The organism is Halomonas sp. LMYGS-3 (genome assembly GCF_059509875.1).
Map to the genome: position 1 here is coordinate 133,411 of NZ_JCAKFQ010000005.1, position 25,234 is coordinate 158,644.

Consider the following 25,234-nt stretch of genomic DNA (forward strand, 5'->3'; position numbering starts at 1 on the left):
ACCGGCCAACCCACCGAGAATCCCGAAGGATCACCCCGACTCAGGCCGGACTACCGTAACTCATCAGCCGCTCATAGCGGCGCTCCAGCAGGGCCTCGGTATCCATCGCCCCGAGGCGGTCGAGGCTTCCCAGCAGGGCCTCCTTGATGCGCTCGGCGGTCGTCGCCGGGTGGCGGTGGGCGCCACCCAGCGGCTCGGGAATCAGGGTATCGACGAAGCCCAGCTCCTTGAGCCGCTCGGCGGTGATGCCCATGGCCTGGGCGGCGTCGGAGGCCTTCTCGGCACTCTTCCACAGGATCGAGGCACAGCCCTCGGGCGAGATCACCGAGTAGGTGGAGTACTGCAGCATGGCGAGCTCGTCGCAGACGCCGATGGCGAGCGCCCCGCCGGAACCGCCCTCGCCCACCACGGTGGCGATGATCGGCGTCTTGAGCCGCGACATCACCGCCAGGTTGTAGGCGATGGCCTCGCTCTGGCCGCGCTCTTCGGCATCGATGCCCGGATACGCCCCCGGCGTGTCGATGAAGGTCAACACCGGCATCCTGAAACGCTCGGCCATCTCCATCAGGCGGCACGCCTTGCGGTAGCCCTCCGGGCGCGGCATGCCGAAGTTGCGACGCACCTTCTCGTGGACGTCGCGCCCCTTCTGGTGGCCGATCACCATCACCGGGCGGTCGTCGAGGCGGGCGACGCCGCCGACGATGGCCGCATCGTCGGCGAAGTGGCGGTCGCCGTGGAGTTCGTCGAAGTCGGTGAAGACATGCTCGAGGTAGTCGAGGGTGTAGGGGCGCTGGGGGTGACGCGACAGCTGGGAGACCTGCCAGGGGGTCAGGTCCTTGAAGATCGACTCGGTGAGCTTGCGGCTCTTCTCCTCGAGCCGGCCGATCTCGTCGTTGAGGTTGACCTGACTGTCGTTGCCGACCAGGCGCAGCTCCTCGATCTTGGCCTGGAGTTCGGCGATGGGCTGTTCGAAATCGAGATAATTAGGATTCATTGGCCAGATGCCTTGTCGTGTTTCACCGCCCGCACGCGTGAGCGCGGCCGGCGCGAAGAATGGAAGTGGCAGGCATTATCGCACCCTCAACGCACGGCGCAAGGCGACTCCTTCACGGGCTTGCATCGCATGCCGCGGGGCGCCGGGGACAGCTCGAAGGGGAGGTCATTTGCCATGGATGGCAAATGTAGCGCCCAGGGACGGGTTCACAGCGCCTCCCCGAAGGGCTGTCGCCGGATCAGCCCCGATGCCTCGATGTCAGGGAAGCCGGGCCATGAGATTCACAAGCTCAGCGGTATTTCAGCCGCACCCCATCCTGCCCCTGCACCTCGCGCAGGGCGAGCAGCAGCTCGTCGCTGGGGGCGACCTTCCACTCCTCGGCCAGCTCCAGCCAGCCGACGGCCTCGCCATTGCGATAGCGCAACCGCACCGGCAGGCCGGCATCGTCACGCCAGGGAGCGAGGCTGTCGCGCAGGCTGTCGACCAGCCGGCCGTTGGCCCGGGCAGCGTCCAGCGACAGCTCCACCGCCTGGCCGTAGCGGGCACGCGCCGCCACCATCGGCGTGACCTCCTTGCCACGCAGCCGCAGGCCACCGGAGTAGTCGTCGCTCGACACCTCGCCCTCGACGATCAGCACCTGGTCGGCCTCGATCTGGCCACGCAGGGCGTCGTAGAGCTCGCCGAACAGCGACGCCTCGATGCGCCCGGTGCGGTCGTCGAGGGTGACGAAAGCCATGGTGTCGCCGCGCTTGGACTTCATGGTGCGCACGCCGATCACCAGCCCGGCGACCCGCTGCGGCTCGCGCGAGGGCCTGAGGTCGCTGATCCGGGTCGAGACGAAGCGTTCGAGCTCCTTCTCGTACTCGTCGATGGGGTGGCCGGTGAGGTAGAGCCCCAGGGTCTCCTTCTCGCCGGCCAGACGCTCCTTGTCGGTCCAGTCGCGGGCGCCACGGTAGCCGTCGTAGGGATCGCTCTCGGCTTCGTCGTCGACGAACGCCTCGCCGAACATGTCGATCATGCCCAGGTTCTGGTTGGTCTGGGTCTGGGCGGCGGCCTTCAGGGCGTCGTCCAGGGCGGCGGCGAGCACTGCCCGACTCGGCCCCAGGGTATCGAGCGCCCCGGAGCGGATCAGTGCCTCCAGGGTGCGCTTGTTCATGCGCCTGGGGTCGAGGCGGCGGCAGAAGTCGAACAGGTCGGTGAAGGGCCCGTCGGCCCCGCGGGCCTCGACGATGGCACCGATGGGGCCCTCGCCCACGCCACGAATGGCCCCCAGGCCGTAGACCACGCGCCCCTCGGTATCGACGGTGAACTTGTAGGCCCCCACGTTGACGTCCGGGGGCGTCACCGTGAGTTTGAGGTGGCGACACTCCTCGATCAGCGGCACCACCTTGTCGAGGTTGTCCATCTCGGTGGACATCACCGCGGCCATGAAGGGGCCGGGGTAGTGGGTCTTGAGCCAGGCGGTCTGGTAGGAGACCAGGCCGTAGGCCGCCGAATGCGACTTGTTGAAGCCGTAGCCGGCGAATTTCTCCACCAGGTCGAAGATGTTGCCGGCGAGCTCCTTGTCGATGCCGTTGGCCGCGCAGCCCTCCATGAAGCCGGCGCGCTGCTTGGCCATCTCCTCGGGCTTCTTCTTGCCCATGGCGCGACGCAGCATGTCGGCCTGCCCCAGGCTGTAGCCCGCCAGCACCTGGGCGATCTGCATCACCTGCTCCTGGTAGAGGATGATGCCGTAGGTGGGCTCGAGCACCGGCTTGAGCCATTCGTGCTGGTAGTCCGGGTGCGGGTACGAGATCTCGGCGCGGCCGTGCTTGCGGTTGATGAAGTCGTCGACCATGCCCGACTGCAGCGGCCCCGGGCGGAACAGGGCGACCAGGGCGATCATGTCCTCCAGCGAGTCCGGCAGCAGGCGCTTGATCAGCTCCTTCATGCCGCGGGATTCGAGCTGGAACACCGCCGTGGTCTCGGCACGCTTGAGCATCTCGAAGGTCGGGCCGTCATCGAGCGGAATGCTGTCGATGTCGAGCGCCCCCTGACCGGCGGCCTCGCGGACCTTGTCGACCATCTCCAGCGCCCAGTCGATGATGGTCAGGGTACGCAGGCCGAGGAAGTCGAACTTGACCAGGCCCGCTTCCTCGATGTCGTTCTTGTCGAACTGCACCACCAGGCCGTTGCCCTCCTCGTCGCATAGCAGCGGCGAGAAGTCGGTGAGCTTGGTCGGCGCGATCACCACGCCACCGGCGTGCTTGCCGGTGCCGCGGGTGATGCCTTCGAGCTTCTCCGCCATCTCCCAGATCTCGGCGGCTTCCTCATCGGCCTCGAGATACTCCTTGAGCGCCGGCTCCTGTTCGATCGCCTTGGCCAGCGTCATGCCGACCTCGAAGGGGATCAGCTTGGAGAGCTTGTCGCCGAGCGAGTAGGGCTTGCCCTGGGCGCGGGCCACGTCGCGCACCACCGCCTTGGCCGCCATGGTGCCGAAGGTGACGATCTGCGACACCGCGTTGCGGCCATAACGCTCGGCCACGTAGTCGATCACCCGGTCGCGCTTCTCCATGCAGAAGTCGACGTCGAAGTCGGGCATCGAGACCCGCTCGGGGTTGAGGAAGCGTTCGAAGAGCAGGTCATATTCCAGCGGGTCGAGGTCGGTGATCTTCTGCGCGTAGGCCACCAGCGAGCCGGCCCCGGAGCCGCGCCCCGGGCCCACCGGGACGTCGTTGTCCTTGGCCCACTGGATGAAGTCCATCACGATCAGGAAGTAACCGGGGAAGCCCATCTGGATGATGATGTCGAGCTCGAAGTCGAGCCGCTGCCGGTAGCGGGCGTCGATCTCGGCGTACTCGGCGCCGTCACGAGGATAGCGCTCGACCGGGTAGAGAAAGTCGAGACGCTCGGTCAGGCCGTCGTGGGAGATCTTGCGGAAGAATTCGTCCTGGGTCATGCCCTCGGGGATCTCGAACTCCGGCAGGAAGATCTCCCCCAGGCGCACGTCGACGCTGCAGCGCGCGGCGATCATCATGCTGTTCTCGAGCGCTTCGGGGATGTCGGCGAACAGCTCGGCCATCTCCTCGGGACTCTTGAGGTACTGCTCCTCGGTATAGCGCCGCTCGCGCCGCTTGTCGTCCAGCGCCTTGCCCTCACCGATGGCGACCCGGGTCTCGTGGGCCCAGAAGTCCTCGCGCTCGAGGAAACGCACGTCGTTGGTGGCCACCACCGGGGTACCGGTCGCCACCGCCAGGTCCACCGAGAGGTGCACGCACTCCTCCTCCAGCGGTCGGCCGGTACGGGTCAGCTCCAGGTAGAAGCGCCCGGGGAAGGCGGCATTCCACTCCTCGAGCAGAGCCCGGGCCTCGTCGTGGTGCTCGGTGAGCAGGTGACGGCCGACCTCCCCCTCGCGGCCGCCGGAGAGCGCGATCAGCCCCTCGCTGGCCTCGAGCACCCAGGCACGGTCGAGCAGCGCCCGCCCCTGATGCTGGCCCTCCAGCCAGCCGCGCGAGATCAGCTCGGTGAGGTTGCGATAGCCCTCGCCGTTCATGGCCAGCAGGGTCAGCCGGTAGGGGTGCTCCTCGTCGTGGGGGTTGGCCAGCCACAGGTCGGCACCGATGATCGGCTTGAGCCCGGCGCCCTCGGCGCCCTTGTAGAACTTGACCAGGCCGAAGAGGTTGGCCTCGTCGGTGACCGCCAGCGCCGGCGAGCCCTGCTCCACCGCCGCCTTGATCAGCGGCTTGAGGCGTACCAGGCCATCGACCAGGGAGTATTCGGTATGGACGCGGAGATGTACGAAGGGCATGGGCATGGTGGACTCGGTGCTTGGCAGTGAATGGGCAGCACGGAAACAAGGCAATCCGGTCAAGATATTGACTCGGGGCTGATCCGTCGACAGGCCTACGAGGAGGCGCTGTGAACCCTTCCGTGGGCGCTACTTTTGCCTTCCATGGCAAAAGACCTCCTCTTCGGCCTGTCCCCGACGCCCCTCGTCGCGTCCCGCCACAATTGGCCCGAACAGCGCCAGCTGGCGCCTGACCGGGCCGAAGGAGCGACGATGCTCCGGCAAGGGCCCCAGCCGCTCCAGGGCCGCCAGGTGCTCGCGGGTCGGGTAGCCCTTGTGGCGGGCGAAGCCATAGTCGGGATGCCGGGCATCCAGTGCCGCCATGTCGGCATCCCGGGCCACCTTGGCGAGTATCGAGGCGGCGGCGATGGCCGCATGGCGGGCATCGCCCTTGACCACCGCCTGGCCGGGGACATGATGCCCGGGCAGGCGATTGCCGTCCACCAGCAGATACTCCGCGGCCGGCACCAGGGCGTCGATGGCCCGGCGCATCGCCAGGTGGGTGGCATGATAGATATTGAGCTCATCGATCTCGGCGGCGCTGGCCTCGGCCACGGCGAAGGCCAGGGCCTTGTCCCGAATCTCGGCGTCCAGCGCCTCGCGCCGCCCAGCCGTGAGCTTCTTGGAGTCGTCGAGCCCGACGACGGGGCGTGCCGGGTCGAGGATCACCGCCGCCGCCACCACACTACCCACCAGCGGACCGCGCCCCACCTCGTCGACCCCGGCCAGGCGGACACCGCGATAGTCGATCACCAGCGGCGGCAGGCCGCGCGGGCTCATCGTCCCGTCCTCTCCGGCGTCGCCTCGACGGCCTCGAGAGCCGTCGCGGGCGACACGCTCTCGGGCAGCCGACGGCGCTCCACCAGCGCCTCGATGGCCTCCGCCGCGCGGCGGCTGGCGTCGCGCTGCAGCCCCGCATGCATCGCCGCAAAGCGTGTCTCCAGCGTGGCGCGCCCCTCGGGGTCGTCGAGCATGGCGCCGAGTCGCCCGGCGATCGCCACCGGGGTCACGGCGTCCTGGATCAGTTCCGGCACCAGCGCCTCGCGGGCGATCAGGTTGGGCAGCGAGATCCACGGGGTCTTGACCAGTCGCCTGGCCAGCCAGTGCGTCGTCGGGGCCATCCGGTAGGCCACCAGCATGGCACGATGGCAGAGCATCGCTTCCAGCGCTGCCGTCCCCGAGGTGAGCAGGACGGCATCGGAGGCCACCATGGCCTCCCGGGCCTGGCCATCGAGCAGGATCACGCCGTCCGCCAGGGCGGGGCGCTGCGCCAGCAGCACGTCCAGCTCCTCGCGACGCTGCGGCGTCGCCGCGGGAATCACCACCGTGAGCGTGGGGCGGTCCCGGCGCAGCCGCTCGACAGCGTCGAGGAAGGTCGCCCCGAGAAAGCGGATCTCGTTGGCCCGCGACCCCGGCAGCACGGCGAGCACCGGCGCCTCGGGCGCCAGGCCCAGCTCACGTCGCGTGGCAACGCGGTCGCTGGTCAGCGGCAGCTCGTCGGCCAGCGGGTGGCCGACGAAAGCCACCGGCACCCGATGTCGCGCATAGAAGGCCGCCTCGAAGGGCAGGAAGGTGAGCATCGCATCCACGGATTTCGCGATGCCCTTGATCCGCCCCTGGCGCCAGGCCCAGACGGTCGGGCTGACGTAGTGGGCGGTGGTGATGCCGGCCTGGCGCAGCTGACGCTCGAGACCCAGGTTGAAGTCGGGGGCATCGATGCCGACCATGATATCCGGCCGCCAGTCGAGCGCATCCCGCCGGAGGGTGCGCCTGACCCGGATCAGATCCGGGAGGTGCTTCACCACCTCCACCAGGCCCATCACCGAGAGCGTCTCCAGGGGAAAGCGGCTGTCGATGCCCTCGGCGATCATCCGCGGGCCACCGATGCCGCGGAACTCGACGCCGGGATGGCGCACCTTGAGGGCACGCATCAGGCCAGCGCCGAGGAGATCGCCGGAGAGCTCGCCCGCGACGAGGTAGACACGCCGGACCGTCATCTCGCCCTCCCCATGGTCAGCGCACGATGCCGCGGGTCGAGACCTCGATAGAGGTGACGAAGGTCTCGGTCTCGGGCAGGGAAAAGCGTGCACGAATCCTCTCCAGCGCCTGCTGCACGGTCAGCCCCTGGCGGTAGACCAGCTTGTAGGCCTCGCCCAGCGCCTTGATCGCCTCCTGCGAGAAGCCGCGACGCTTGAGCCCCACCAGGTTCAGGCCATGGACCTCGGCCGGGTTGCCGTTGATCATCACGTAGGCCGGGGTGTCCTTGGTGATGATGGAGCCTCCGCCGGCCATCGCATGGGTACCGAAGTAGCAGAACTGGTGGATGGCGGAGAGCCCGCCGAGGATGGCATGATCCCCCAGGGTCACGTGACCGGCCAGGGTCACCTGGTTGGCCAGGATGCAGTCGTTGCCGATCACGCAATCGTGCCCCACGTGCACATAGGCCATGAACAGGTTGCGTGAACCGATGGTGGTCTCGCCACGGTCCTGGGCGGTGCCGCGATGCAGGGTCACCCCCTCGCGAATGACGTTGTCGTCGCCGATCACCAGCCGGGTCGGCTCGCCGGCATACTTCTTGTCCTGGCAATCCTCGCCGACCGAGGCGAACTGGAAGATGCGGGTGCGCGCACCGAGCACGGTCGGCCCCTTGATCACCACGTGCGGGCCGATCCGGCTGCCGGACCCGACCTCGACGTCGGGCCCGATCACCGTGAAGGGCCCCACCTCGACGTCGTCGGCCAGTCGCGCCGCGGGATCGATGATGGCAGTGGGATGAATCAAGCGACCTTCCTCTCGGCACAGATGATTTCGGCCTCGCAGGCCAGCTCGCCGGCCACGGTGGCCCGGCAGGCAAACTTCCAGATGCCGCGCTTCTCGCGAATCACGTCGGCCCGCAGCACCAGCTGGTCGCCGGGCATCACCGGGCGCTTGAAGCGCACGTTGTCGCTGCCGACCAGGTAGTAGACGTAACCGTCGGCGGGCAGCTTGTTGACGGTCTTGAAGCCGAGGATGCCGCAGGCCTGGGCCAGGGCCTCGATCACCAGCACCCCGGGCATGATCGGGTGGTGGGGGAAGTGACCATTGAAGAACGGCTCGTTGATGCTCACATTCTTGTAGGCGACGATGGATTCGCCAAGGGCAAGCTCCGTCACCCGGTCCACCAGCAGGAAAGGATAGCGGTGGGGCAGATACTCCCGAATCTCGTTGATGTCCATTACCATCGTTACGACCTCTGAAATGACGAAATGCCCGCGTCGGATGCGGGCACGAGCCGGCGGCCTCGGCCGTCGGGCAGGCGGTGGATTATAACGCCCCCTGCAATGCTCACAACTGCGTGCTCTCAACCACCGGGCCCTCGATCGCAGCGGCCTCACTCGCCGCGACGGGACTTCTCCAGCCTGGCCAGGCGCTTGGCGAGGTCGTCGAGCTGCTTGAAGCGCACCGCATTCTTGCGCCACTGGGCATTCTTCATCGCCCCCGTGCCCGACGAATAGACGCCGGGTTCGAGGATCGAGTTGGTCACCAGGCTCATGCCGGTGACCTGCACCCCGTCGACGATGGTGAGATGGCCCGAGAGCCCCACGCCACCGCCGAGCATGCAGTGCTTCCCCACCCGGGTGGAACCGGCGATCCCCACGCAGCCGGCCAGGGCGCTATGATCACCGATCTGCACGTTGTGGGCGATCTGCACCTGGCTGTCGATCTTGACATCGCTGCCGATGACGGTGTCGCCCAGCGCCCCGCGGTCGATGCTCGAGCAGCTGCCCACCTCGACGTCGTCGCCCAGCACCACTCCGCCGAGCTGGGCGATCTTGTGCCAGCGCGCCCCGTCGTGGGCGAAGCCGAAGCCGTCGCCGCCGATCACGCAGCCACTGTGCAGGATGGCCCGTGCCCCGATCACCACGCCGTGGCAGACGGTGACGTTGGCGTGCAACCGCGACCCCGCGCCGATGCACGAGTCGGCGCCGATTACGCACCCCGGGCCGACCACCACGTCGTCACCGAGTATCGCCCCGGCCTCGATGACGGCATTGGCGCCGATCTCGACGCGCTCCCCGAGGGTGGCGCTCGGCTCCACCACCGCCGACGGATGCACCCCGCCCGGCGTGCGGCTGGCCAAGGGGTCGAAGAGGCGCGACAGGGCCGCATAGCCCAGATAGGGGTTGGCCAGTTCGAGCCGGGGCACCGGACACTCCTCGCCCAGCTCCGGCGCGAGCAGCACCGCCGCGGCACGGGTGTCCGACAGGTCCTTGAGATAGGCACGATTGGCCAGGAAGGCGACCTGGTCGGGACCGGCGTCCCTGAGGGTGGCCAGGCCGTTTACCCGCCGGTCGGCATCGCCGACCAGTCGGGCGTCGAGTCGCTCGGCGAGTTCGCCAAGGGTGAACGTCGGGGCGTCTGGATGCGTCATGGGGGACCTGATCCGGTTGGGCCGCCCGCTCAGAAGAGCGAGTTGAGGATCTGGGTCACCTCGCCGGTCAGATCCGGCAGGTCACGGTCGGCATGCAGCACCCCCTGGGGGTCCACCAGCACCTCGACACCATGACGCTCGATGACCTGATCCACGGCCTGCTCGAGCTTGGGCTCGGCCTCCTGCAGGAACTGCTGCTCGGCCTGCTGCTGGGCCTGCATGATCTGCTGGCGCAACTGGTCGAACTCGGCCCCCTTCTCCTGGAACTCCTGGACAGTCGACTGACGGTCGGCCTCGGACATCAGCTCGCCTTCCTGCTGCAGGCGTTGCTGCATCTGCTGCAGCTCCTGCCCCAGCGACTGGGCCTGCTGCTGCTGGCCGCCGATGCGGCTCTCCAGGTCGCTCATCGAGCGCTGGGCCGCCTCGGTCTCCATCAGCGCACGGCGCCAGTCCAGCATGGCCACCTCGGCGGCCTGGGCCGGCAAGGCGAGAGCAGCGAGCAGTAACAGGCTGAGGGCGGCGGTCAAGTGGCGCATGGTCTTGCTCCTTGCAGGGCTCGATCAGAAGGTCTGGCCGAGCGAGAACTGGAAGAACTGGGTATCGTCGCCGCTCTCGTCGTTGAGCGGCTCGGCGATGCTGAAGGTCAACGGCCCCACCGGGGTCAGCCAGGAGAGCCCGATGCCCACGCTGTAACGCAACTCGCCCAGGTCGACGCCGGAGCTGCAGTTGGAGTCGCCGCTTGTGGTGGCGTAGCAATCCGTGAGGAAGGTATTGCCGCCGTCCAGGAACAACGAGGTCTGGATCGAGCGGCGGTCCTCGATGAAGGGCAGCGGGAAGAGCAGCTCGGCGCTGCCCAGCAGCATCACGTTGCCGCCCAGGGTACGGTCGCGCCCCCCTTCGGCGGGCGGGGTGGTGCGCGGCCCCAGGGTATTGGCGGTGAAGCCGCGCACCGAGCCGAGGCCGCCGGCGAAGAAGTTCTCGTAGAAGGGGTAGGGATCGCTGCCGACGCTGTCGGCATAGCCCACCTCGCCGCTGAACTTCAGTGCCCAGTCATGGGTCTCGGTGAGCGGGAAGAGGTGGCGGGCCTGGGCGCGCAGCTTGTAGTACTCGGCGTCGCTGCCCGGCACCGCGGTCTCCAGCGACAGGCGCTGGTAGTTGCCGGCGGTGGGCATGATGCCGCGGTTGAGGTTGTTGCGGGTCCAGCTGGCGGTCAGCTTGAGGCTCTGGGCATCGGCGCCCTGGTCCTCGACGTACCGCTGGATCTCCTGGGCGGTGTCGTTGAAGGTCTTGACCGTCAGGTCCTCCACCGCGGCGCCGAAGTTGAGCCGCGTCAGCTCGTTGATCGGGTAGCCGAAGTTGATGCCACCGCCGTAGGCGTCGGTGGAGAAGGTGGAGATGTCGGAGTCCTCGTAGTCGGTCTCGCGGTAGAAGAGGTTGTAGCCGCGCGAGATGCCGTCCAGGGTCCAGTAGGGATCGGTGAAGCCGAAGTTGAGGCTGGTGAAGGTGTCGCTGCGCTGGGCGCCGATGTTCACCCGGTTGCCGGTCCCGAGGAAGTTGTTCTGGGCCAGTGACGCACCGTAGATCACGCCGGCACTCTGGGAGAAACCGATGCTCGCCGAGATCGACCCCGAGGGCTGCTCCTCGACGGTATAGGTCACGTCGAGCTTGTCCGGCTCGCCGGCCACCGGCTGGGTCTCGACATCGACCTGGCGGAAGAAGCCGAGGCGCTCGAGGCGCTGGCGCGACTGGCTGATCGACTGGGTGGAGGCCGGCGCCCCCTCCAGTTGGATCATCTCGCGGCGCAGCACCTCGTCCTGGGTGGTGGTGTTGCCGATGAAGTTGATGCGGCGCACATAGGCACGCTGGCCGGCATCCACCCGGAAGGTGAGATTCACGGTGTCGCCGTCGGCGGCGATCTCCGGCACGCCGTCGACGTTGGCGAAGGCGAAGCCCTCGGCCCCCAGGCGCGAGCGCAGCGCCTCGGCGGAGGCGGTGACGTCGCTGCGCGAGAAGATCTCGCCGCGCTCCACCTGGAGCAGCTCGCGGGCCTCACGTTCGGCGATCTGCAGGTCACCGACGAAGCGGATGTCACCCAGGCGGTACTGGCGACCCTCGTCGACGTTGACGGTGATGAATATCCGCGACTTGTCGGGACTGATCGAGACCTGGGTGGAGGTGATGGCGAAGTTGACGTAGCCCCGGTCCAGGTAGAAGGAACGCAGTCGCTCCAGGTCACCCGCCAGCGCTTCGCGGGAGTACTCGTCCCGGGAGAACCAGCCGAAGATGCGTCCCGGGCGGTCGTTGAGCTCGAAGACATCACGCAGGGTGTCGTCGTCGAAGTCCCGGTTGCCGACGATGTTGATCTGGCGGATCCGGGCCACCGCGCCCTCGTTGATGTCGATGTCGACCCGCACCCGGCCCTCGTCGATCTCCTCGACGCTGGCATCGATGCGCGCGCTGTAGCGGCCCTGCCCCTGGTAGACGCCCTCGAGCTCACGCTGGATCTCCTCCAGGGTGGAGAGCTGCAGGACCTGGCCTTCGGCCAGGCCGGCCTCCTCGAGGCCACGGCGCAGTTCGTCGTCGCCGATCTGACGGTTGCCGGTGATGTTGAGGCGAGTGATGGTGGGGCGCTCGACCACCTGGATGATCAGGACATTGCCGTCACGGGCGAGCTGGATATCATCGAATAGACCGGTGGCGAAGAGACTGCGCGTCGCCTCCGCCAGCTCACGGTCATCCACGCGATCGCGGGCGCTGACAGGAAAGGCATTGAACACGGAGGCCGCGGAAACCCGCTGCAGTCCTTCCACCCGAATATCGGAAACTTCGAAAGGTTCTGCCTGGGCCAGGGAAGCCCCGGCGAGCAGTAATACCGCCAATCCGATGGTCTTGATTTTCATGCAGTCGATTCGCTCGCGTTGATCTGCCAATCCTGTCCAGACAGGCACCTTATACATTTGTGCGGGTAACTGACAAGGTTGGAGACCGGGCCCCACCTCCTTGTGCCGCCCACGCGTTCGCACGCTACCAGAGTCGCATCAGGTCGAAGTAGACCGCCATCAGCATGAGGGTGCCGACCAGCGCCAGGCCGATGCGCAACCCGATGGCCTGAGTCTTCTCCGACACCGGCCGGCCGCGCACGACTTCGACGAAATAGTAGAGCAGATGGCCACCATCCAGTACCGGGATGGGCAGCAGGTTGAGCACCGCCAGGCTGATCGACAGGTAGGCCAGGAAGCTGACGAAGCTCTCGAGTCCGGTGCGCGCCGTGTCGCCGGCCACCCGGGCGATGGTGATCGGCCCCGAGAGATTGGTCGGCGAGATCAACCCGACCAGCATCTTGCGGATCGCCCCCAGGGTCAGCACCGTCATCTCGCCGGTGCGCGACACGGCCTGGCCGACCGCCGCCACCGGCCCGTAGCGGATCTCGCGGCGGTACTCCTCGGGCCACTCCACCGGCTCGACACCGGCCCCGATGTAGCCGATGGAGGCCCCCCCATCCAGCTCGTTGCGCCCCGGGGTAATGGACAGCTCGAGCCGCTCCCCGTCGCGCAGCACCTCCAGCGACAGGGTCGCGCCGGGACTGGCCCGGACGATGTCGACGAAGTGCATCCAGTCGTCCACCGGGGTACCGTCCACCGCGACGACCTCGTCGCCCGGCTCGAGCCCGGCCGCGGCGGCAGCCTCGCCGTCGACGACCTGGCCGAGCACCGCCGGGAAGGACGGGCGCCAGGGCGTCACGCCCAGGCTCGGCAGGGGCTGGGGCGGGTCCTGGCGCACCAGCCAGTTTTCCACCGGCAGGCGGTGCTCGCGGGCCTCGCGGGTGGCGTCGTCGCGGGCATCGACGCTGAGCTCGCCGCTGGCACCGATGGCCGCGATCAGCTTGAGGTTGATCTCGTCCCAGGAGCGCACCGCCTGCCCCTGTACCGCGGTGATCTCCTGGCCGGGGCGCAGGCCGCCGCGATCCGCGGGGGAGTCGGGCGTGACCGCCCCGATCACGGGGGCCACCGTGGTGGTACCGGCCACGAACAGCGCCCAGTAGGCGACGATGGCGAGCAGGAAGTTGGCTAGCGGACCGGCGGCGACGATGGCGATGCGCTGCCACACCGTCTTGCGGTTGAAGGCCCGGTCGAGCTGATCGGCGGGCACCGGGGCCTCGCGCTCGTCGAGCATCTTGACGTAGCCGCCGAGCGGGATCGCGGCCACGGCGAACTCGGTCCCGTGGCGGTCGACGCGGGACCAGATCGGCTTGCCGAAGCCCACCGAGAAGCGCAACACCTTGACGCCACAGCGCCGCGCCACCCAGAAGTGGCCGTACTCATGGAAGGTGATCAGCAGGCCCAGCACCACGATGACGGCCAGCACGTTCTGGATCAGACCCAAGGCGGTCTCCTGTCAGGTTGCCATGTTAGAGTCGCATCAGCGACGGTCCAGCCAGTGATGCGCCGCCTGGCGAGCGCGCGCGTCGGCCTCGAGAACCGTCGCCAGGTCGGCGGCCGCTTCCACCGGCCGGGCATCCCGCACCCGGGCCACCAGCTCGCCGATCCCGGTGAAGCCGAGCCGGCCCTCGAGGAAGGCCTCCACGGCCACCTCGTTGGCGGCGTTGAGCACCGCCGGGGCCGTGCCGCCGGCGGCCATCGCCTCGCGCGCCAGCCGCAGGCAGGGAAAGGCCGCCTCGTCCGGCGCCTCGAAGTCGAGCCGCGCCACCGCGAACAGGTCCAGCGCCCCGACGCCGGCGTCGATGCGCTCCGGCCAGGCCAGCCCGAAGGCGATCGGCGTGCGCATGTCCGGGTTGCCCAGCTGGGCCAGCACCGAGCCGTCGGCGTAGGCGGCCATGGAGTGAACCACGCTCTGCGGATGCACCACCACCTGCACCTGCTCGGGGCGAGCATCGAACAGCCAGCACGCCTCGATCAACTCCAGGCCCTTGTTCATCAGGGTGGCGCTGTCCACCGAGATCTTGCGCCCCATCGACCAGTTGGGGTGGGCGCACGCCTGTTCGGGGGTCACCGTCGCCAGCTCGGCGCGGGACCAGCCACGAAAGGGGCCGCCCGAGGCGGTCAACAGCAGCCGGGTGACCCCGTGGCGCCCCAGACCACCGCGATGCTCGGCTGGTAGACACTGATAGATGGCATTATGTTCGGAATCGATGGGCAACAGGGCCGCCCCGGAGCCGGCCACGGCGTCCATGAACAGCGCCCCGGACATCACCAGCGCCTCCTTGTTGGCCAGAAGCACGCGCTTGCCGGCGCGTACCGCGGCCAGGGTCGGCAGCAGGCCGGCGGCACCGACGATGGCCGACATCACCACGTCCACCTCACCGGCCTCGGCCACCTCGACCAGGGCCTCGCTGCCGGCGCGGACCTCGGTGGTCAGCCCCGACTCCCGGAGCCGCTCGCGCAGCCAGACAGCATCCACCTCGGACGCCAGCACGGCCTGCGCGGGGCGATGTCGACGACACGCGACCAGCAGCGCCTCGCGGGAGCGGTGGGCCGTCAGGGCATGGACCCGGTAGCGTTCGGGATGACGGGCGATCACGTCCAGGGTGCTCGCTCCGATGGAACCGGTGGCCCCCAGCACGGTCACCGTCCGGGGCGTGCTGGCGCTGGTGACCATCTACAGGGCTCCCAGGTAGAACAGCGCGAACAGCGGCAAGGCGGCGGTCAGGCTGTCGATACGATCGAGCACGCCGCCGTGGCCGGGCAGCAGGTGACTGGAATCCTTGATGCCACGGTGGCGCTTCAGCATGCTCTCGAGCAGGTCGCCCAGCACCGAGGCCAGGGCCACCACCAGGGTCACCACCACCAACAGCAGGCCTCGGTCGGCTCCCAGCCCCTGCCAGAGGGCGAAGATCATCGCCAGGGCCGCGGCGGCGGCGAGGCCACCGCCCACCCCTTCCCAGCTCTTGCCGGGGCTGACCCTCGGCGCCAGCTTGCGTCGGCCGAAGGCACGGCCGGCGAAGTAGGCGCCGATATCGGCACACCATACCAGCAGCAGCACGAACAGCAGCCAGACGGCACCGGAGTCGCGGAGCACGTTGAGGCCGACCCACGCCGGCAGCAACACCCAGAGCCCCATCGCCAGCCGCCGCATCGTGCCCCCCCACTGCTCGAGCCCCTCGGGGTAGCGGGTGATCCAGTAGAGATTGACCAACCAGCCCACCGCGCCCAGCCATAGCGGCCAGGCGGCCAGGGCGGCACCCATCAGCCACAGCAGCGCCATCAGCACCGCCAGGCCGGCGACCAGGGCGAGACGCCGCTCACGCGCCGCGACCCCGGCCAGGTTGGTCCACTCCCAGCCGGCGAGCAGCACGATGATGGCGGTGAAGAGGGCGAAGGCACCTCCCTGCAGGCCGAACAGACCGGCCAGCATCAGCGGCGCCAGCCAGGCGGCGGTGATGATCCGTTGTCTAAGCACCCTGCGCCTCGATCTGCTCGTCGGTCATCCCGAAGCGGCGCTGACGACGCTGGAAGTCGGCCAGCGCCAGGTCGAAGGCTGCGGCATCGAAGTCGGGCCACAGCAGCGGCGTGAAGTGAAGTTCGGCATAGGCCATCTGCCACAGCAGAAAGTTGGAGATGCGCTGTTCGCCGCTGGTGCGGATGCAGAGATCCACCGGGGCGTCGCCGGCCAGGCAGACCTCGCGATCGAGGGCATGCTCGTCGATCGCCGACGGCTCGAGCTCGCCGGCGGCGACCCGCTCGGCGAGGCGCCGTGCCGCACCGGCGATGTCCCAGCGCCCGCCATAGTTGGCGGCGATCACCAGGTGCATGCGGGTGTTGTCGCGGGTCTTGTCCTCGGCCTTCGCGATGTACTTCTGGATCGAGTCGGAGAAGGCCGTGCGGTCGCCGATCACCGAGAGGCGGATGCCGTTGTCGTGAAGCTTCCTGACCTCGCGCTTGAGCGCCATCAGGAATAGCTCCATCAGGGCGCTCACCTCGGCCTTGGGGCGCTTCCAGTTCTCGCTGGAGAAGGCGAACAGGGTCAGGGTCTCGATGTCGCGCTCGACGGCACGGCGGATCACCGCGCGTACCGCCTCGACGCCGGCGCGATGGCCGCGCACACCGGAGAGCCCCCGGGCCTTCGCCCAGCGGTTGTTGCCGTCCATGATGATGGCCACATGACGTGGCACCCCACCCTCGGGGGCTGCACGGTCGCTGTCCCCGGGGCGGGGCTTGGGAGGCTGCGGTGACGTCATGATGTCTCGCGTAGGGATGTGCCGGGCCGGGCGTGCCCTCTTCTTCTCGGCGCACCAGGGCCGTGAGGAGAGGGCCGCCCGACCACCCTCAGACCTGCATCAGGTCCTGTTCCTTGGATTCCAGCGTCTTGTCGATCTCGGCGATGTACTTGTCGGTCAGCTTCTGGATCGCCTCCTCGGCCTGATGCTGCTCGTCCTCGGTGATCTCCTTCTCCTTGAGCAGCGCCTTGATGTCACCGTTGGCATCGCGGCGCACGTTGCGCACCGCCACCCGGGCGTGCTCGGCCTCCTGGCGGGCCTGCTTGATGTAGCCCTTGCGGGTCTCCTCGGTCAGCATCGGCATCGGCACGCGGATGTTGTTGCCGGCAGTCGAGGGGTTCAGGCCGAGATCGGAGGTCATGATCGCCTTCTCGATCTTGGGCACCATGTTCTGCTCCCAGGGCACCACCGAGAGGGTGCGCGCATCCTCGGTGTTGATGTTCGCCACCTGGTTGAGCGGCACCTGGGTGCCGTAGTACTCCACGGTCACCGAGTCCAGGATGCTGGAGTGCGCACGCCCGGTGCGGATCTTGTTCAGGTTGCCATGAAGGGCCTCGAGGCTCTTCTTCATGCGGGATTCCGCATCCTTCTTGATGTCATTGATCACGTTGTCAGCCTCTGTCTATCAGCGTGCCTTCCTCGCCGCCCACCACCAGATTGAGCAGGGCGCCCGGCTTGTTCATGTTGAAGACCCGAACCGGCATATCATGGTCCCGCACCAGGCAGATGGCGGTCAAATCCATCACTCCGAGCTTCTGATCGAGGGCGTCGTCATAGCTCAACTGGTCATACTTCACCGCGTCGGCGAACTTGACCGGGTCCTTGTCGTAGACCCCGTCGACCTTGGTGGCCTTGACCACCACGTCGGCATCGATCTCGATGCCGCGCAGGCAGGCCGCCGAGTCGGTGGTGAAGAAGGGATTGCCGGTGCCGGCGGAGAACAATACCACGTCCCCCGAGGTGAGATAGCGGATGGCGGTACGCCGGTCATAGTGCTCCACCACGCCACTCATGGGAATCGCCGACATCACCCGTGAGCGAATGTTGGAGCGTTCCAGGGCGTCGCGCATGGCCAGGGCGTTCATCACCGTGGCCAGCATGCCCATGTGGTCGCCGGTGACCCGGTCCATGCCGGCCTCGTTGAGGGCGGCGCCGCGGAACAGGTTGCCGCCGCCGATCACGATACCGACCTGGACCCCGATGCCGACCAACTGTCCGATCTCCAGCGCCATGCGGTCGAGCACCTTGGGATCGATGCCGAAGTCGTGTTCGCCCATCAGCGCCTCTCCGGAAAGCTTGAGCAGGATGCGCTTGTACTTCGACTTCTCCGAGCGGGACTTGTCCGCACGCGAGGACTCGGCCTTGGGCGGGCGATCGACCGATATGTCGGCATGATCGGATGTGGGCATGGCGTCTCTCCCTGGGTCGTCAGCAATGGGCTTCAACGATGGCCGGATCCACCGGCCGGATACGCGATGGCGTGCGCTTGCGCGCACGCCATCGACGAACTGGAACCTGTGACCTCAGCTGCGCTTGGCCTGTTCCATCACTTCCTTGGCGAAGTCGACCTCTTCCTTCTCGATGCCCTCGCCCACCTCGAAGCGGGTGAAGCCGATCACCTCGCCACCGGCCGCCTTGACGAACTCGGCGACGCTCTGGTTCGGGTCCTTGACGAAGGGCTGCTCGGTCAGGCTGTTCTCGGCCAGGTACTTCTTCAGGCGGCCCTGGACCATCTTCTCGGCGATCTGCTCGGGCTTGCCGGCCATGTCGGGCTGGGCGAGGATGATCGCCTTCTCCTGATCGAGCTGCTCCTGGGGCATGTCCTCGGGACGCGCCACGGCCGGGTTGATGGCGGCGACGTGCATGGCGACGTCCTTGGCCACCTCGGCGTTGCCGCCCTTGAGCACGGTCAGCACGCCGATGCGACCGCCGTGGACGTACTCGCCCACCAGGCCACCGTCACCGGCTTCGACCACGACGCAGCGACGCACGCCGATGTTCTCGCCGATCTTCTGCACCAGCTGCTCGCGGGCGGTCTCGAGCTCACCGGCCATGACCGCGGCCACGTCCTCGCTCTTGGCGGCGAAGAAGGCATCGGCGATCCGGTCGGCGAAGGCCTTGAAGTTGTCGTCGCGGGCGACGAAGTCGGTCTCGGAGTTGATCTCGACCATCACGCCGTAGCTGCCGTCGCCAGCCACGCGGGTCACGACGGTGCCTTCGGCGGCGGTACGGCCGGCCTTCTTGGCGGCCTTGAGACCGGAGCTCTTGCGCAGGTTCTCGATGGCGACCTCGATGTCACCGTCGGCCTCGGTGAGGGCCTTCTTGCATTCCATCATGCCGAGCCCGGTACGCTCGCGCAGTTCCTTGACCTGGGAGGCGCTGATAGCTGCCATGGGTTTCACCTCTGAGTGTTGTTGCCTGGCCGGACCCGTCTGTCGTCGAGAGTCCGGCAAAAGTCTGCCCTGGGGAAAAAAAGGGGGCCAGGGCCCCCTTTCGTCCAACCGGCGATTCCGGCGCAGCCGGGGCAGCGGGCACCGCGACGCCGGCCGGACGGGCCGCGATCACTCGGCGGCGCTGTCGCTTTCCTGGGCCACCTCGTCGGTCACCTCGACGAACTCGTCGGGGCGACCTTCCTTCGCACGACCGCAAGCGTCGGCGATGGCCTTGACGTAGATCTGGATGGCGCGGATGGAGTCATCGTTGCCGGGGATCACGTAGTCGACACCGTCCGGATCCGAGTTGGTATCCACCACCCCGATGACCGGAATGCCCAGCTTGTTCGCCTCGTTGATGGAGATGCGCTCGTGGTCGACGTCGATCACGAACAGGGCGTCGGGAAGGCCACCCATCTCCTTGATGCCGCCGATGGAACGCTCGAGCTTGTCCTGCTCGCGGGTCGCCATCAGGACTTCCTTCTTGGTCAGCTTCTCGAAGGTACCGTCCTCGCGCATCGCCTCGAGGTCACGCAGGCGCTTGATCGACTGACGGATGGTCTTGTAGTTGGTCAACATGCCGCCGAGCCAGCGGTGGTTGACGAACGGCTGGCCGACGCGGTTGGCCTCTTCCTTGATGATCTTGCTCGCGCTGCGCTTGGTGCCGACGAACATGATCTTGTTGTTGGCCGCGGCCATCTTCTCGACCACGTCGATCGCCTCGTTGAGGGCCGGCAGGGTGTGCTCGAGGTTGATGATGTGGATCTTGTTGCGGGCGCCGAAGATGAACTTGCTCATCTTCGGGTTCCAGTACTTGGTCTGGTGACCGAAATGAGCGCCTGCCTTCAGCAGGTCACGCATGTTGACGTGTGCCATGGATGACTCCTGGAAAATCGGGTTAGGCCTCCACGCACCCCATGGATCCGACCGCCGGGCCACTGTGATGGCCACGGCAGCACCCGGGACCATGTGCCGGTGCATGTGTGTTTTCAAGGCGTTGCTTTGCATTGCGCCGTCGCTGCCGCTGCCCCCCCGGCACGCCTGGCCAGCGGACTGGACAGAAGATGGCACGGCAGGGCACAGCGATTGCAGGAAAGCGCGCAGCTTTATACCATGGATCGACTCCGAGATGAAGTCGCCCGACGCCGTTCGTGCCCGCCGACGCCGGGCGCCCCACCCTGACCCGAGAATCCATGAACGTTCCCATCAAGACGCCCGACGAGATCGAGAAGATGCGCGAGGCCGGTCGCCAGGCCGCCAGTGTGCTGGAGATGATCGGCCCCCATGTGACGGCCGGCGTCAGTACCGGCGAGCTCGACCGCCTCTGCCACGACTACATCGTCCACGAGCTCGGCTCCACCCCGGCCCCGCTCGACTATCACGGCTTCCCCAAGTCGATCTGCACCTCCATCAACCACGTGGTCTGCCACGGCATCCCCGATGACGCCAAGAAGCTCAGGAAGGGCGACATCATGAACATCGACATCACCGTGAAGACGGCCGACGGCTATCATGGCGACTGCAGCAAGATGTTCATCATCGGCGAGAGCATCCAGGGCGAGCGACTGTGCCGCGTCACCCAGGAGTGCCTCTACCACAGCATCGCCCTGGTGCGCCCCGGGGTGCGCCTCTCCGAACTCGCAAGGGCCATCCAGCACCACGCCGAGGCCAACGGTTACTCGGTGGTGCGCGACTTCTGCGGCCACGGCATCGGCGCCACCTTCCACGAGGAACCCCAGGTGCTGCACTACGACGGCTATGCCCCCGAGGCCGATATCGAGCTCGCCGCCGGCATGTGCTTCACCATCGAGCCGATGATCAACGTCGGTTCCTACAAGACCAAGGTGCTGCGCGACGGCTGGACCGCGGTGACCCGCGACAAGAGCCTCTCCGCCCAGTGGGAACATACCCTGCTGGTCACCGAGACCGGGGTCGAGGTGCTCACCGCCCGTGGCGAGGAAGACTTCGCCTTCCTCGAGCGCTGAGCGACATGCTGCTGCACCACTACCGCTTCGAACCCGACGAGACGCTGTTCGACGTCACCCGCTTCCGCGAGGAGCTCGCCGGGAGCCGCTCGCCCATCGCCCCCTTCAAGGCGGCGCTGCGCGAGATCCAGGCGCGGCTCGATGGACGCTTCCGCGCCGGCGCCGACATCCGCGACCTGATCCACGGCCGGGCCTGGTGCCTCGACCGGCTGCTGGCGGTGGCCTGGGAGCAGCATGAGTGGCCCGACGAGGGCATCGCGCTGCTCGCCGTGGGCGGCTATGGCCGCGGCGAGCTGCACCCCTGTTCCGACGTCGACCTGCTGCTGCTGCTCGAGGGGGACGATGACAGGCCATACCGCGAGCCATTGACGGCCTTCATCACCTTCCTGTGGGACATCGGCCTGGAGATCGGCCACAGCGTGCGCTCGCTGGCCGACTGCGAGCGCGAGGCCGAAGCCGACGTCACGGTGATCACCAACTTGCTGGAGTCGCGCACCCTGGCCGGCCCCGAGCGGCTGCGCGAGGCGATGCAGGCACGCCTGACCACCGACCGGCTGTGGCCCGCCGACCGCTTCTTCGAGGCCAAGTGGCAGGAGCAGATCACCCGTCACTACCGCTACAACAACTCCGAGTATCACCTCGAGCCCAACATCAAGAGCTCGCCCGGCGGACTGCGCGACATCCAGATGATCGGCTGGGTGGCCAAGCGCCACTTCGGCAGCGAGCGCTACGAGGACCTCGTCGCCAACGGCTTCATGAACGATGCCGAACTGCGCATCCTCAGCCAGGGCCAGGCCTTCCTGTGGCAGGTCCGCTACGCCCTGCACATGCTCACCGGGCGTGCCGAGGACCGCCTGCTGTTCGACCACCAGCGCACCATCGCCGAGCTGTTCGGCTTCCGCGACACCCCGGAGCGCCTCGCCGTCGAGCAGTTCATGAAGCGCTATTACCGTCACGTCACGGCGCTCGCGGGGCTCAACGACATGCTGCTGCAGCACTTCGACGAGGCGATCCTGCGCGCCGGCGAGGAGCTCGCCACGGTGCCGCTCAACGACCGCTTCGAGATCAAGGGCGGCTACATCCAGGCGCGCACGCGCAGCGTCTTCCGCCATCGCCCGTCGGCGCTGCTCGAGCTCTTCCTGCTGATGGCCGAGCATCCGGAGATCGAGGGGGTGCGGGCGGATACCATCCGGCTGATCCGCGACCATCGCCACCTGATCGACGATCTCTACCGCGACGACGTGCGCCACCAGAGCCTGTTCATGACACTGCTGCGCTCCGGCGGCAACGTCGCCCGCCAGCTGCGGCGCATGAATCGCTACGGCGTGCTCGGCAAGTATCTGCCGGAGTTCGGTCGTGCCGTGGGGCTGATGCAGCACGACCTCTTCCATGTCTATACCGTCGACGCCCACACCCTGCGCCTGCTCAAGTTCATCCACGGCTTCCGCAAGCCCGAGGCCCGCGACGAGTTCCCGGTGGCGGCGGCGTTGATCCACCAGCTGCCCAAGCTGGAGCTGCTGTGGATCGCCGGGCTCTACCACGATATCGGCAAGGGCCGCGGCGGCGACCATTCGCAGATCGGCGCCCGGGACGTCGAGGCCTTCGCCGAGCGCCACGGCCTCTCGCCGCGTGACACCCGCCTGGTCAGCTGGTTGGTGGAGCACCACCTGACCATGTCGATGGTCGCCCAGAAGCGCGACATCACCGACCCGGACGTGATCGCCGACTTCGCCCGCATCGTCGGCGACGAGACCCGGCTCGACTATCTCTACGTGCTCACCGTGGCCGATATCAACGCCACCAACCCCACCCTGTGGAACGGCTGGCGCGCCACCCTGCTGCGCCAGCTGCATGCCGAGACCAAGCGCGCCCTGCGTCGCGGCCTGGAGAACCCCCTGGAGCGCGACGACTGGGTGCAGGAGACGCGCAGCGAGGCACGCTCGCTGCTCGCCGTGGTGGGTGCCGACATGGACCGGGTCGACCGGCTGTGGGAGTCGCTGGGCGAGGACTACTTCCTGCAGTACGCGCCCAGCGAGATCGTCTGGCAGACGCAGGGGATTCTGGCCCACGGTGGCTCGGACCTGCCGCTGATCCTGATCAACGCCCCCACCGAGGACATGGCCGAGGGCGGTACCAAGCTGTTCATCCATACGCGTTCGGTGAACGATCTCTTCGCCGCCACCGCCGCCGCCCTGGACCAGCTGGGCCTCTCCATCCACGACGCCCGCATCGCCACCTCGAGCAACGACTGGACGCTCAACACCTTCATCGTGCTCGACGACCATGGCCTGGCGATCCGCGACCCCGCCCGCATCGAGGCGATTCGCGCCCACTTGGTCGAGGAACTCGACGACCCCGAGGACTACCCGCAGATCGTCACCCGCCACACCCCGCGCCAGCTCAAGCACTTCCGGGTCCCCACCGAGGTGATCATCGAGCAGGACCCGGCCAACGAGCGCACCATGCTCGAACTCACCGCCCCCGACCGCCCCGGCTTGCTGGCCCGGGTCGGGCGCATCTTCATGGAGCAGGACATCGCGCTCTCGGCGGCCAAGATCGCCACCCTGGGCGAGCGGGTCGAGGACGTCTTCTTCATCACCGACAAGGCCGGCGACCCGCTCACCGACCCCGAGCGCCAGGCCCGCCTGCGCGAGCGACTGGTGGAAGTGCTGGATGTTTCCGGTTGAGCCGTTTGAGGCCATCCGGCGCCTTCCCTATAATCAAGCCCCTTTCGACCACGACAACGACGCCCGAGGCCACGGCCGGCGAGGCGCGCCTGGACGCCCATGAACCCCGATCTCGACGCCCTCAAGCCCTACCCCTTCGAGAAGCTCGCCGCCCTCAAGGCCGGCGTGACCCCACCCGAGGGGCTGACCCATATCCCGCTGACCATCGGCGAGCCCCAGCACGCCCCCTACCCGGCCGCGCTGGCGACCCTCGTCGAGCACCAGGCCGACTTCGCCCGCTATCCGGCCACCGCCGGGCTTCCCGAGCTGCGCGCCGCCATCGCCGGCTGGGCGACCCGGCGCTTCGGGCTCGCGGGCCTCGACCCCGAGCGCCAGGTGCTGCCGGTGAACGGCACCCGCGAGGCGATCTTCGCCTTCGTCCAGGCCGCACTCGACCGCAGCCGCCCGGCCCGGGTGGCGGTGCCCAACCCCTTCTACCAGATCTACGAGGGGGCCACGCTGCTGGCCGGCGGCGAGCCGCTCTATCTGGACTGCACCGCCGGAAACGGCTTTCGCCCCGACTTCGACGCCGTGCCCGCCGAGACCTGGCGCGAGGTGCAGGTCGTGTTCCTCTGCTCGCCGGGCAACCCCACCGGGGCGGTGACGCCGCTGGCCGAGTTCCGCACGCTGATCGAACTGGCCGACGAACACGACTTCCTCATCGCCTCCGACGAGTGCTACTCCGAGCTCTACCTGGACGAGGCGACCCCGCCGCCCGGGCTGCTGGAGGCCTGCACGGCGCTGGGCCGCCACGACTACCGGCGCTGCCTGGTGTTCCACTCGCTCTCCAAGCGCTCCAACCTGCCCGGGTTGCGCTCCGGCTTCGTGGCCGGCGATGCGGCACTGATCGCCCCCTTCAAGCGCTATCGCACCTACCACGGCTGCGCCATGTCGCTGCCGCTGCAGCACGCCTCGATCGCCGCCTGGAACGACGAGGCCCATGTGCGGACCAACCGGGATGCCTACCGCGAGAAGTTCGCCGCCGTGACCGAGATCCTCGCCCCGGTGATAGACTTCCCCGCCCCCGAGGCAGGCTTCTACCTGTGGCCGGCGGTGCCGGACGGCGATGACGAGGCCTTCACCCGGGCGCTCTATGCCGAGGAGCATGTCAGCGTGCTGCCCGGTTCGTACATGGGTCGCGACGGCGCCGATGGCATCAACCCCGGCCACGGCCGGCTGCGCCTGGCGCTGGTGGCCGATCGAGACGCCACCGTCGAGGCGGCCCGGCGCCTCCGTCGTTTCATCGAGAGGAGCGCATGATGCTGACGCTGTACGTGATCAAGAGCTGCGACACCTGCCGCCGGGCACGCAAGGCACTGGACGGCAAGGGCATTCCCTACCAGGTCCATGACCTGCGCGAGGACGGCCTCTCCGCGGCCCTGCTCGAGCACATTCTGGGGAAGGTGCCGGTGATGACGCTGCTCAACCGACGCAGCACGACCTGGCGCAACCTGGATGAGGCCGACAGGGCCGGCATCGACGCCAACAAGGCGCGTCGCCTGATGATGGCACACCCGACACTGCTCAAGCGTCCGCTGCTCGACACCGGCGACGAGATCCGCGTCGGCTACCGTGACGGCGACTACGACGACCTTTCCCCCATTTGACGGGCATTTCCACTGAGAC

At 67.8% G+C, this 25,234-nt stretch carries 21 protein-coding genes; 4 read left to right on the forward strand and 17 right to left on the reverse strand.

Annotated elements, in window-relative coordinates:
• Positions 1-40 precede the first annotated feature (40 nt).
• From accA to rpsB, 17 genes are all read right to left on the reverse strand, one after another.
• Positions 41-994: an acetyl-CoA carboxylase carboxyl transferase subunit alpha gene (gene accA, locus AC5W54_RS06660; protein WP_495961285.1), complete on the reverse strand. Its 954-nt coding sequence runs from the start codon at positions 992-994 to the stop codon at positions 41-43.
• Between the two features lie 289 nt (positions 995-1,283).
• Positions 1,284-4,787 (reverse strand): DNA polymerase III subunit alpha, encoded by a 3,504-nt coding sequence (gene dnaE, locus AC5W54_RS06665; RefSeq protein WP_495961286.1) that lies wholly within the window; start codon positions 4,785-4,787, stop codon positions 1,284-1,286.
• A gap of 123 nt (positions 4,788-4,910) precedes the next feature.
• The gene (gene rnhB, locus AC5W54_RS06670) at positions 4,911-5,600 is read right to left on the reverse strand and encodes a ribonuclease HII (RefSeq protein ID WP_495961287.1); all 690 of its coding nucleotides are present in this window, start codon (positions 5,598-5,600) and stop codon (positions 4,911-4,913) included.
• The gene (gene lpxB, locus AC5W54_RS06675) at positions 5,597-6,817 is read right to left on the reverse strand and encodes a lipid-A-disaccharide synthase (protein ID WP_495961288.1); all 1,221 of its coding nucleotides are present in this window, start codon (positions 6,815-6,817) and stop codon (positions 5,597-5,599) included. Before lpxB ends, rnhB begins: the two co-directional genes overlap by 4 nt.
• Positions 6,818-6,833: 16 nt before the next feature.
• Positions 6,834-7,601 (reverse strand): acyl-ACP--UDP-N-acetylglucosamine O-acyltransferase, encoded by a 768-nt coding sequence (gene lpxA, locus AC5W54_RS06680; RefSeq protein WP_495961289.1) that lies wholly within the window; start codon positions 7,599-7,601, stop codon positions 6,834-6,836.
• Positions 7,598-8,041 (reverse strand): 3-hydroxyacyl-ACP dehydratase FabZ, encoded by a 444-nt coding sequence (gene fabZ, locus AC5W54_RS06685; RefSeq protein WP_102630076.1) that lies wholly within the window; start codon positions 8,039-8,041, stop codon positions 7,598-7,600. Before fabZ ends, lpxA begins: the two co-directional genes overlap by 4 nt.
• Positions 8,042-8,190: 149 nt before the next feature.
• Positions 8,191-9,231 (reverse strand): UDP-3-O-(3-hydroxymyristoyl)glucosamine N-acyltransferase, encoded by a 1,041-nt coding sequence (gene lpxD / locus AC5W54_RS06690; protein WP_495961290.1) that lies wholly within the window; start codon positions 9,229-9,231, stop codon positions 8,191-8,193.
• A gap of 29 nt (positions 9,232-9,260) precedes the next feature.
• Entirely contained in the window at positions 9,261-9,767 is a 507-nt protein-coding gene (locus AC5W54_RS06695; RefSeq protein ID WP_495961291.1) for an OmpH family outer membrane protein, read from the reverse strand.
• A 24-nt stretch (positions 9,768-9,791) separates the two neighbouring features.
• Positions 9,792-12,131, reverse strand: a complete 2,340-nt coding sequence (bamA, locus tag AC5W54_RS06700) for an outer membrane protein assembly factor BamA (protein WP_495961292.1) — start codon at positions 12,129-12,131, stop codon at positions 9,792-9,794.
• A 124-nt stretch (positions 12,132-12,255) separates the two neighbouring features.
• Positions 12,256-13,614, reverse strand: coding sequence for an RIP metalloprotease RseP (gene rseP, locus AC5W54_RS06705; RefSeq protein WP_495961293.1), 1,359 nt, complete (start codon positions 13,612-13,614; stop codon positions 12,256-12,258).
• Positions 13,615-13,650: 36 nt separating this feature from the next.
• The gene (ispC, locus tag AC5W54_RS06710; protein WP_495961294.1) at positions 13,651-14,847 is read right to left on the reverse strand and encodes a 1-deoxy-D-xylulose-5-phosphate reductoisomerase; all 1,197 of its coding nucleotides are present in this window, start codon (positions 14,845-14,847) and stop codon (positions 13,651-13,653) included.
• On the reverse strand, positions 14,848-15,648 hold the full coding sequence (locus AC5W54_RS06715) for a phosphatidate cytidylyltransferase (protein ID WP_495961295.1): 801 nt from the start codon (positions 15,646-15,648) through the stop codon (positions 14,848-14,850).
• Positions 15,641-16,426 carry a polyprenyl diphosphate synthase gene (uppS, locus tag AC5W54_RS06720; RefSeq protein ID WP_495961296.1) on the reverse strand — a complete coding sequence of 262 codons (786 nt, stop codon included), beginning with the start codon at positions 16,424-16,426 and terminating at the stop codon, positions 15,641-15,643. Before uppS ends, AC5W54_RS06715 begins: the two co-directional genes overlap by 8 nt.
• Before the next feature lie 88 nt (positions 16,427-16,514).
• Entirely contained in the window at positions 16,515-17,072 is a 558-nt protein-coding gene (frr, locus tag AC5W54_RS06725; protein ID WP_495961297.1) for a ribosome recycling factor, read from the reverse strand.
• A 4-nt stretch (positions 17,073-17,076) separates the two neighbouring features.
• Positions 17,077-17,874, reverse strand: a complete 798-nt coding sequence (gene pyrH / locus AC5W54_RS06730) for a UMP kinase (RefSeq protein ID WP_495961298.1) — start codon at positions 17,872-17,874, stop codon at positions 17,077-17,079.
• Positions 17,875-17,988: 114 nt separating this feature from the next.
• The gene (tsf, locus tag AC5W54_RS06735) at positions 17,989-18,858 is read right to left on the reverse strand and encodes a translation elongation factor Ts (RefSeq protein WP_495961299.1); all 870 of its coding nucleotides are present in this window, start codon (positions 18,856-18,858) and stop codon (positions 17,989-17,991) included.
• A gap of 168 nt (positions 18,859-19,026) precedes the next feature.
• Positions 19,027-19,773, reverse strand: coding sequence for a 30S ribosomal protein S2 (gene rpsB / locus AC5W54_RS06740; protein WP_495961300.1), 747 nt, complete (start codon positions 19,771-19,773; stop codon positions 19,027-19,029).
• A 317-nt stretch (positions 19,774-20,090) separates the two neighbouring features.
• On the opposite strand from rpsB, the gene map reads away from it, so the two are divergent.
• The 4 genes from map to AC5W54_RS06760 all read left to right on the forward strand — a co-directional run bounded on the left by map (position 20,091) and on the right by AC5W54_RS06760 (position 25,215).
• Positions 20,091-20,882: a type I methionyl aminopeptidase gene (map, locus tag AC5W54_RS06745; RefSeq protein WP_495961301.1), complete on the forward strand. Its 792-nt coding sequence runs from the start codon at positions 20,091-20,093 to the stop codon at positions 20,880-20,882.
• Between the two features lie 5 nt (positions 20,883-20,887).
• Positions 20,888-23,569 carry a [protein-PII] uridylyltransferase gene (locus AC5W54_RS06750; protein ID WP_495961302.1) on the forward strand — a complete coding sequence of 894 codons (2,682 nt, stop codon included), beginning with the start codon at positions 20,888-20,890 and terminating at the stop codon, positions 23,567-23,569.
• Positions 23,570-23,668: 99 nt separating this feature from the next.
• Positions 23,669-24,868 (forward strand): succinyldiaminopimelate transaminase, encoded by a 1,200-nt coding sequence (gene dapC, locus AC5W54_RS06755; RefSeq protein ID WP_495961303.1) that lies wholly within the window; start codon positions 23,669-23,671, stop codon positions 24,866-24,868.
• The gene (locus AC5W54_RS06760; RefSeq protein WP_495961400.1) at positions 24,868-25,215 is read left to right on the forward strand and encodes a Spx/MgsR family RNA polymerase-binding regulatory protein; all 348 of its coding nucleotides are present in this window, start codon (positions 24,868-24,870) and stop codon (positions 25,213-25,215) included. Before dapC ends, AC5W54_RS06760 begins: the two co-directional genes overlap by 1 nt.
• Positions 25,216-25,234 lie beyond the last annotated feature (19 nt).

Coding starts and splice junctions, on each gene's coding strand:
- AC5W54_RS06750 (WP_495961302.1), top strand. CDS start 20,888: ATGCTGCTGCACCACTACCGCTTCGAACCCGACGAGACGCTGTTCGAC.
- ispC (WP_495961294.1), bottom strand. CDS start 14,847: ATGGTCACCAGCGCCAGCACGCCCCGGACGGTGACCGTGCTGGGGGCC.
- uppS (WP_495961296.1), bottom strand. CDS start 16,426: ATGACGTCACCGCAGCCTCCCAAGCCCCGCCCCGGGGACAGCGACCGT.
- lpxB (WP_495961288.1), bottom strand. CDS start 6,817: ATGACGGTCCGGCGTGTCTACCTCGTCGCGGGCGAGCTCTCCGGCGAT.
- map (WP_495961301.1), top strand. CDS start 20,091: ATGAACGTTCCCATCAAGACGCCCGACGAGATCGAGAAGATGCGCGAG.
- accA (WP_495961285.1), bottom strand. CDS start 994: ATGAATCCTAATTATCTCGATTTCGAACAGCCCATCGCCGAACTCCAG.
- dnaE (WP_495961286.1), bottom strand. CDS start 4,787: ATGCCCATGCCCTTCGTACATCTCCGCGTCCATACCGAATACTCCCTG.
- rpsB (WP_495961300.1), bottom strand. CDS start 19,773: ATGGCACACGTCAACATGCGTGACCTGCTGAAGGCAGGCGCTCATTTC.
- bamA (WP_495961292.1), bottom strand. CDS start 12,131: ATGAAAATCAAGACCATCGGATTGGCGGTATTACTGCTCGCCGGGGCT.
- rnhB (WP_495961287.1), bottom strand. CDS start 5,600: ATGAGCCCGCGCGGCCTGCCGCCGCTGGTGATCGACTATCGCGGTGTC.
- AC5W54_RS06695 (WP_495961291.1), bottom strand. CDS start 9,767: ATGCGCCACTTGACCGCCGCCCTCAGCCTGTTACTGCTCGCTGCTCTC.
- lpxD (WP_495961290.1), bottom strand. CDS start 9,231: ATGACGCATCCAGACGCCCCGACGTTCACCCTTGGCGAACTCGCCGAG.
- tsf (WP_495961299.1), bottom strand. CDS start 18,858: ATGGCAGCTATCAGCGCCTCCCAGGTCAAGGAACTGCGCGAGCGTACC.
- pyrH (WP_495961298.1), bottom strand. CDS start 17,874: ATGCCCACATCCGATCATGCCGACATATCGGTCGATCGCCCGCCCAAG.
- dapC (WP_495961303.1), top strand. CDS start 23,669: ATGAACCCCGATCTCGACGCCCTCAAGCCCTACCCCTTCGAGAAGCTC.
- fabZ (WP_102630076.1), bottom strand. CDS start 8,041: ATGGTAATGGACATCAACGAGATTCGGGAGTATCTGCCCCACCGCTAT.
- AC5W54_RS06760 (WP_495961400.1), top strand. CDS start 24,868: ATGCTGACGCTGTACGTGATCAAGAGCTGCGACACCTGCCGCCGGGCA.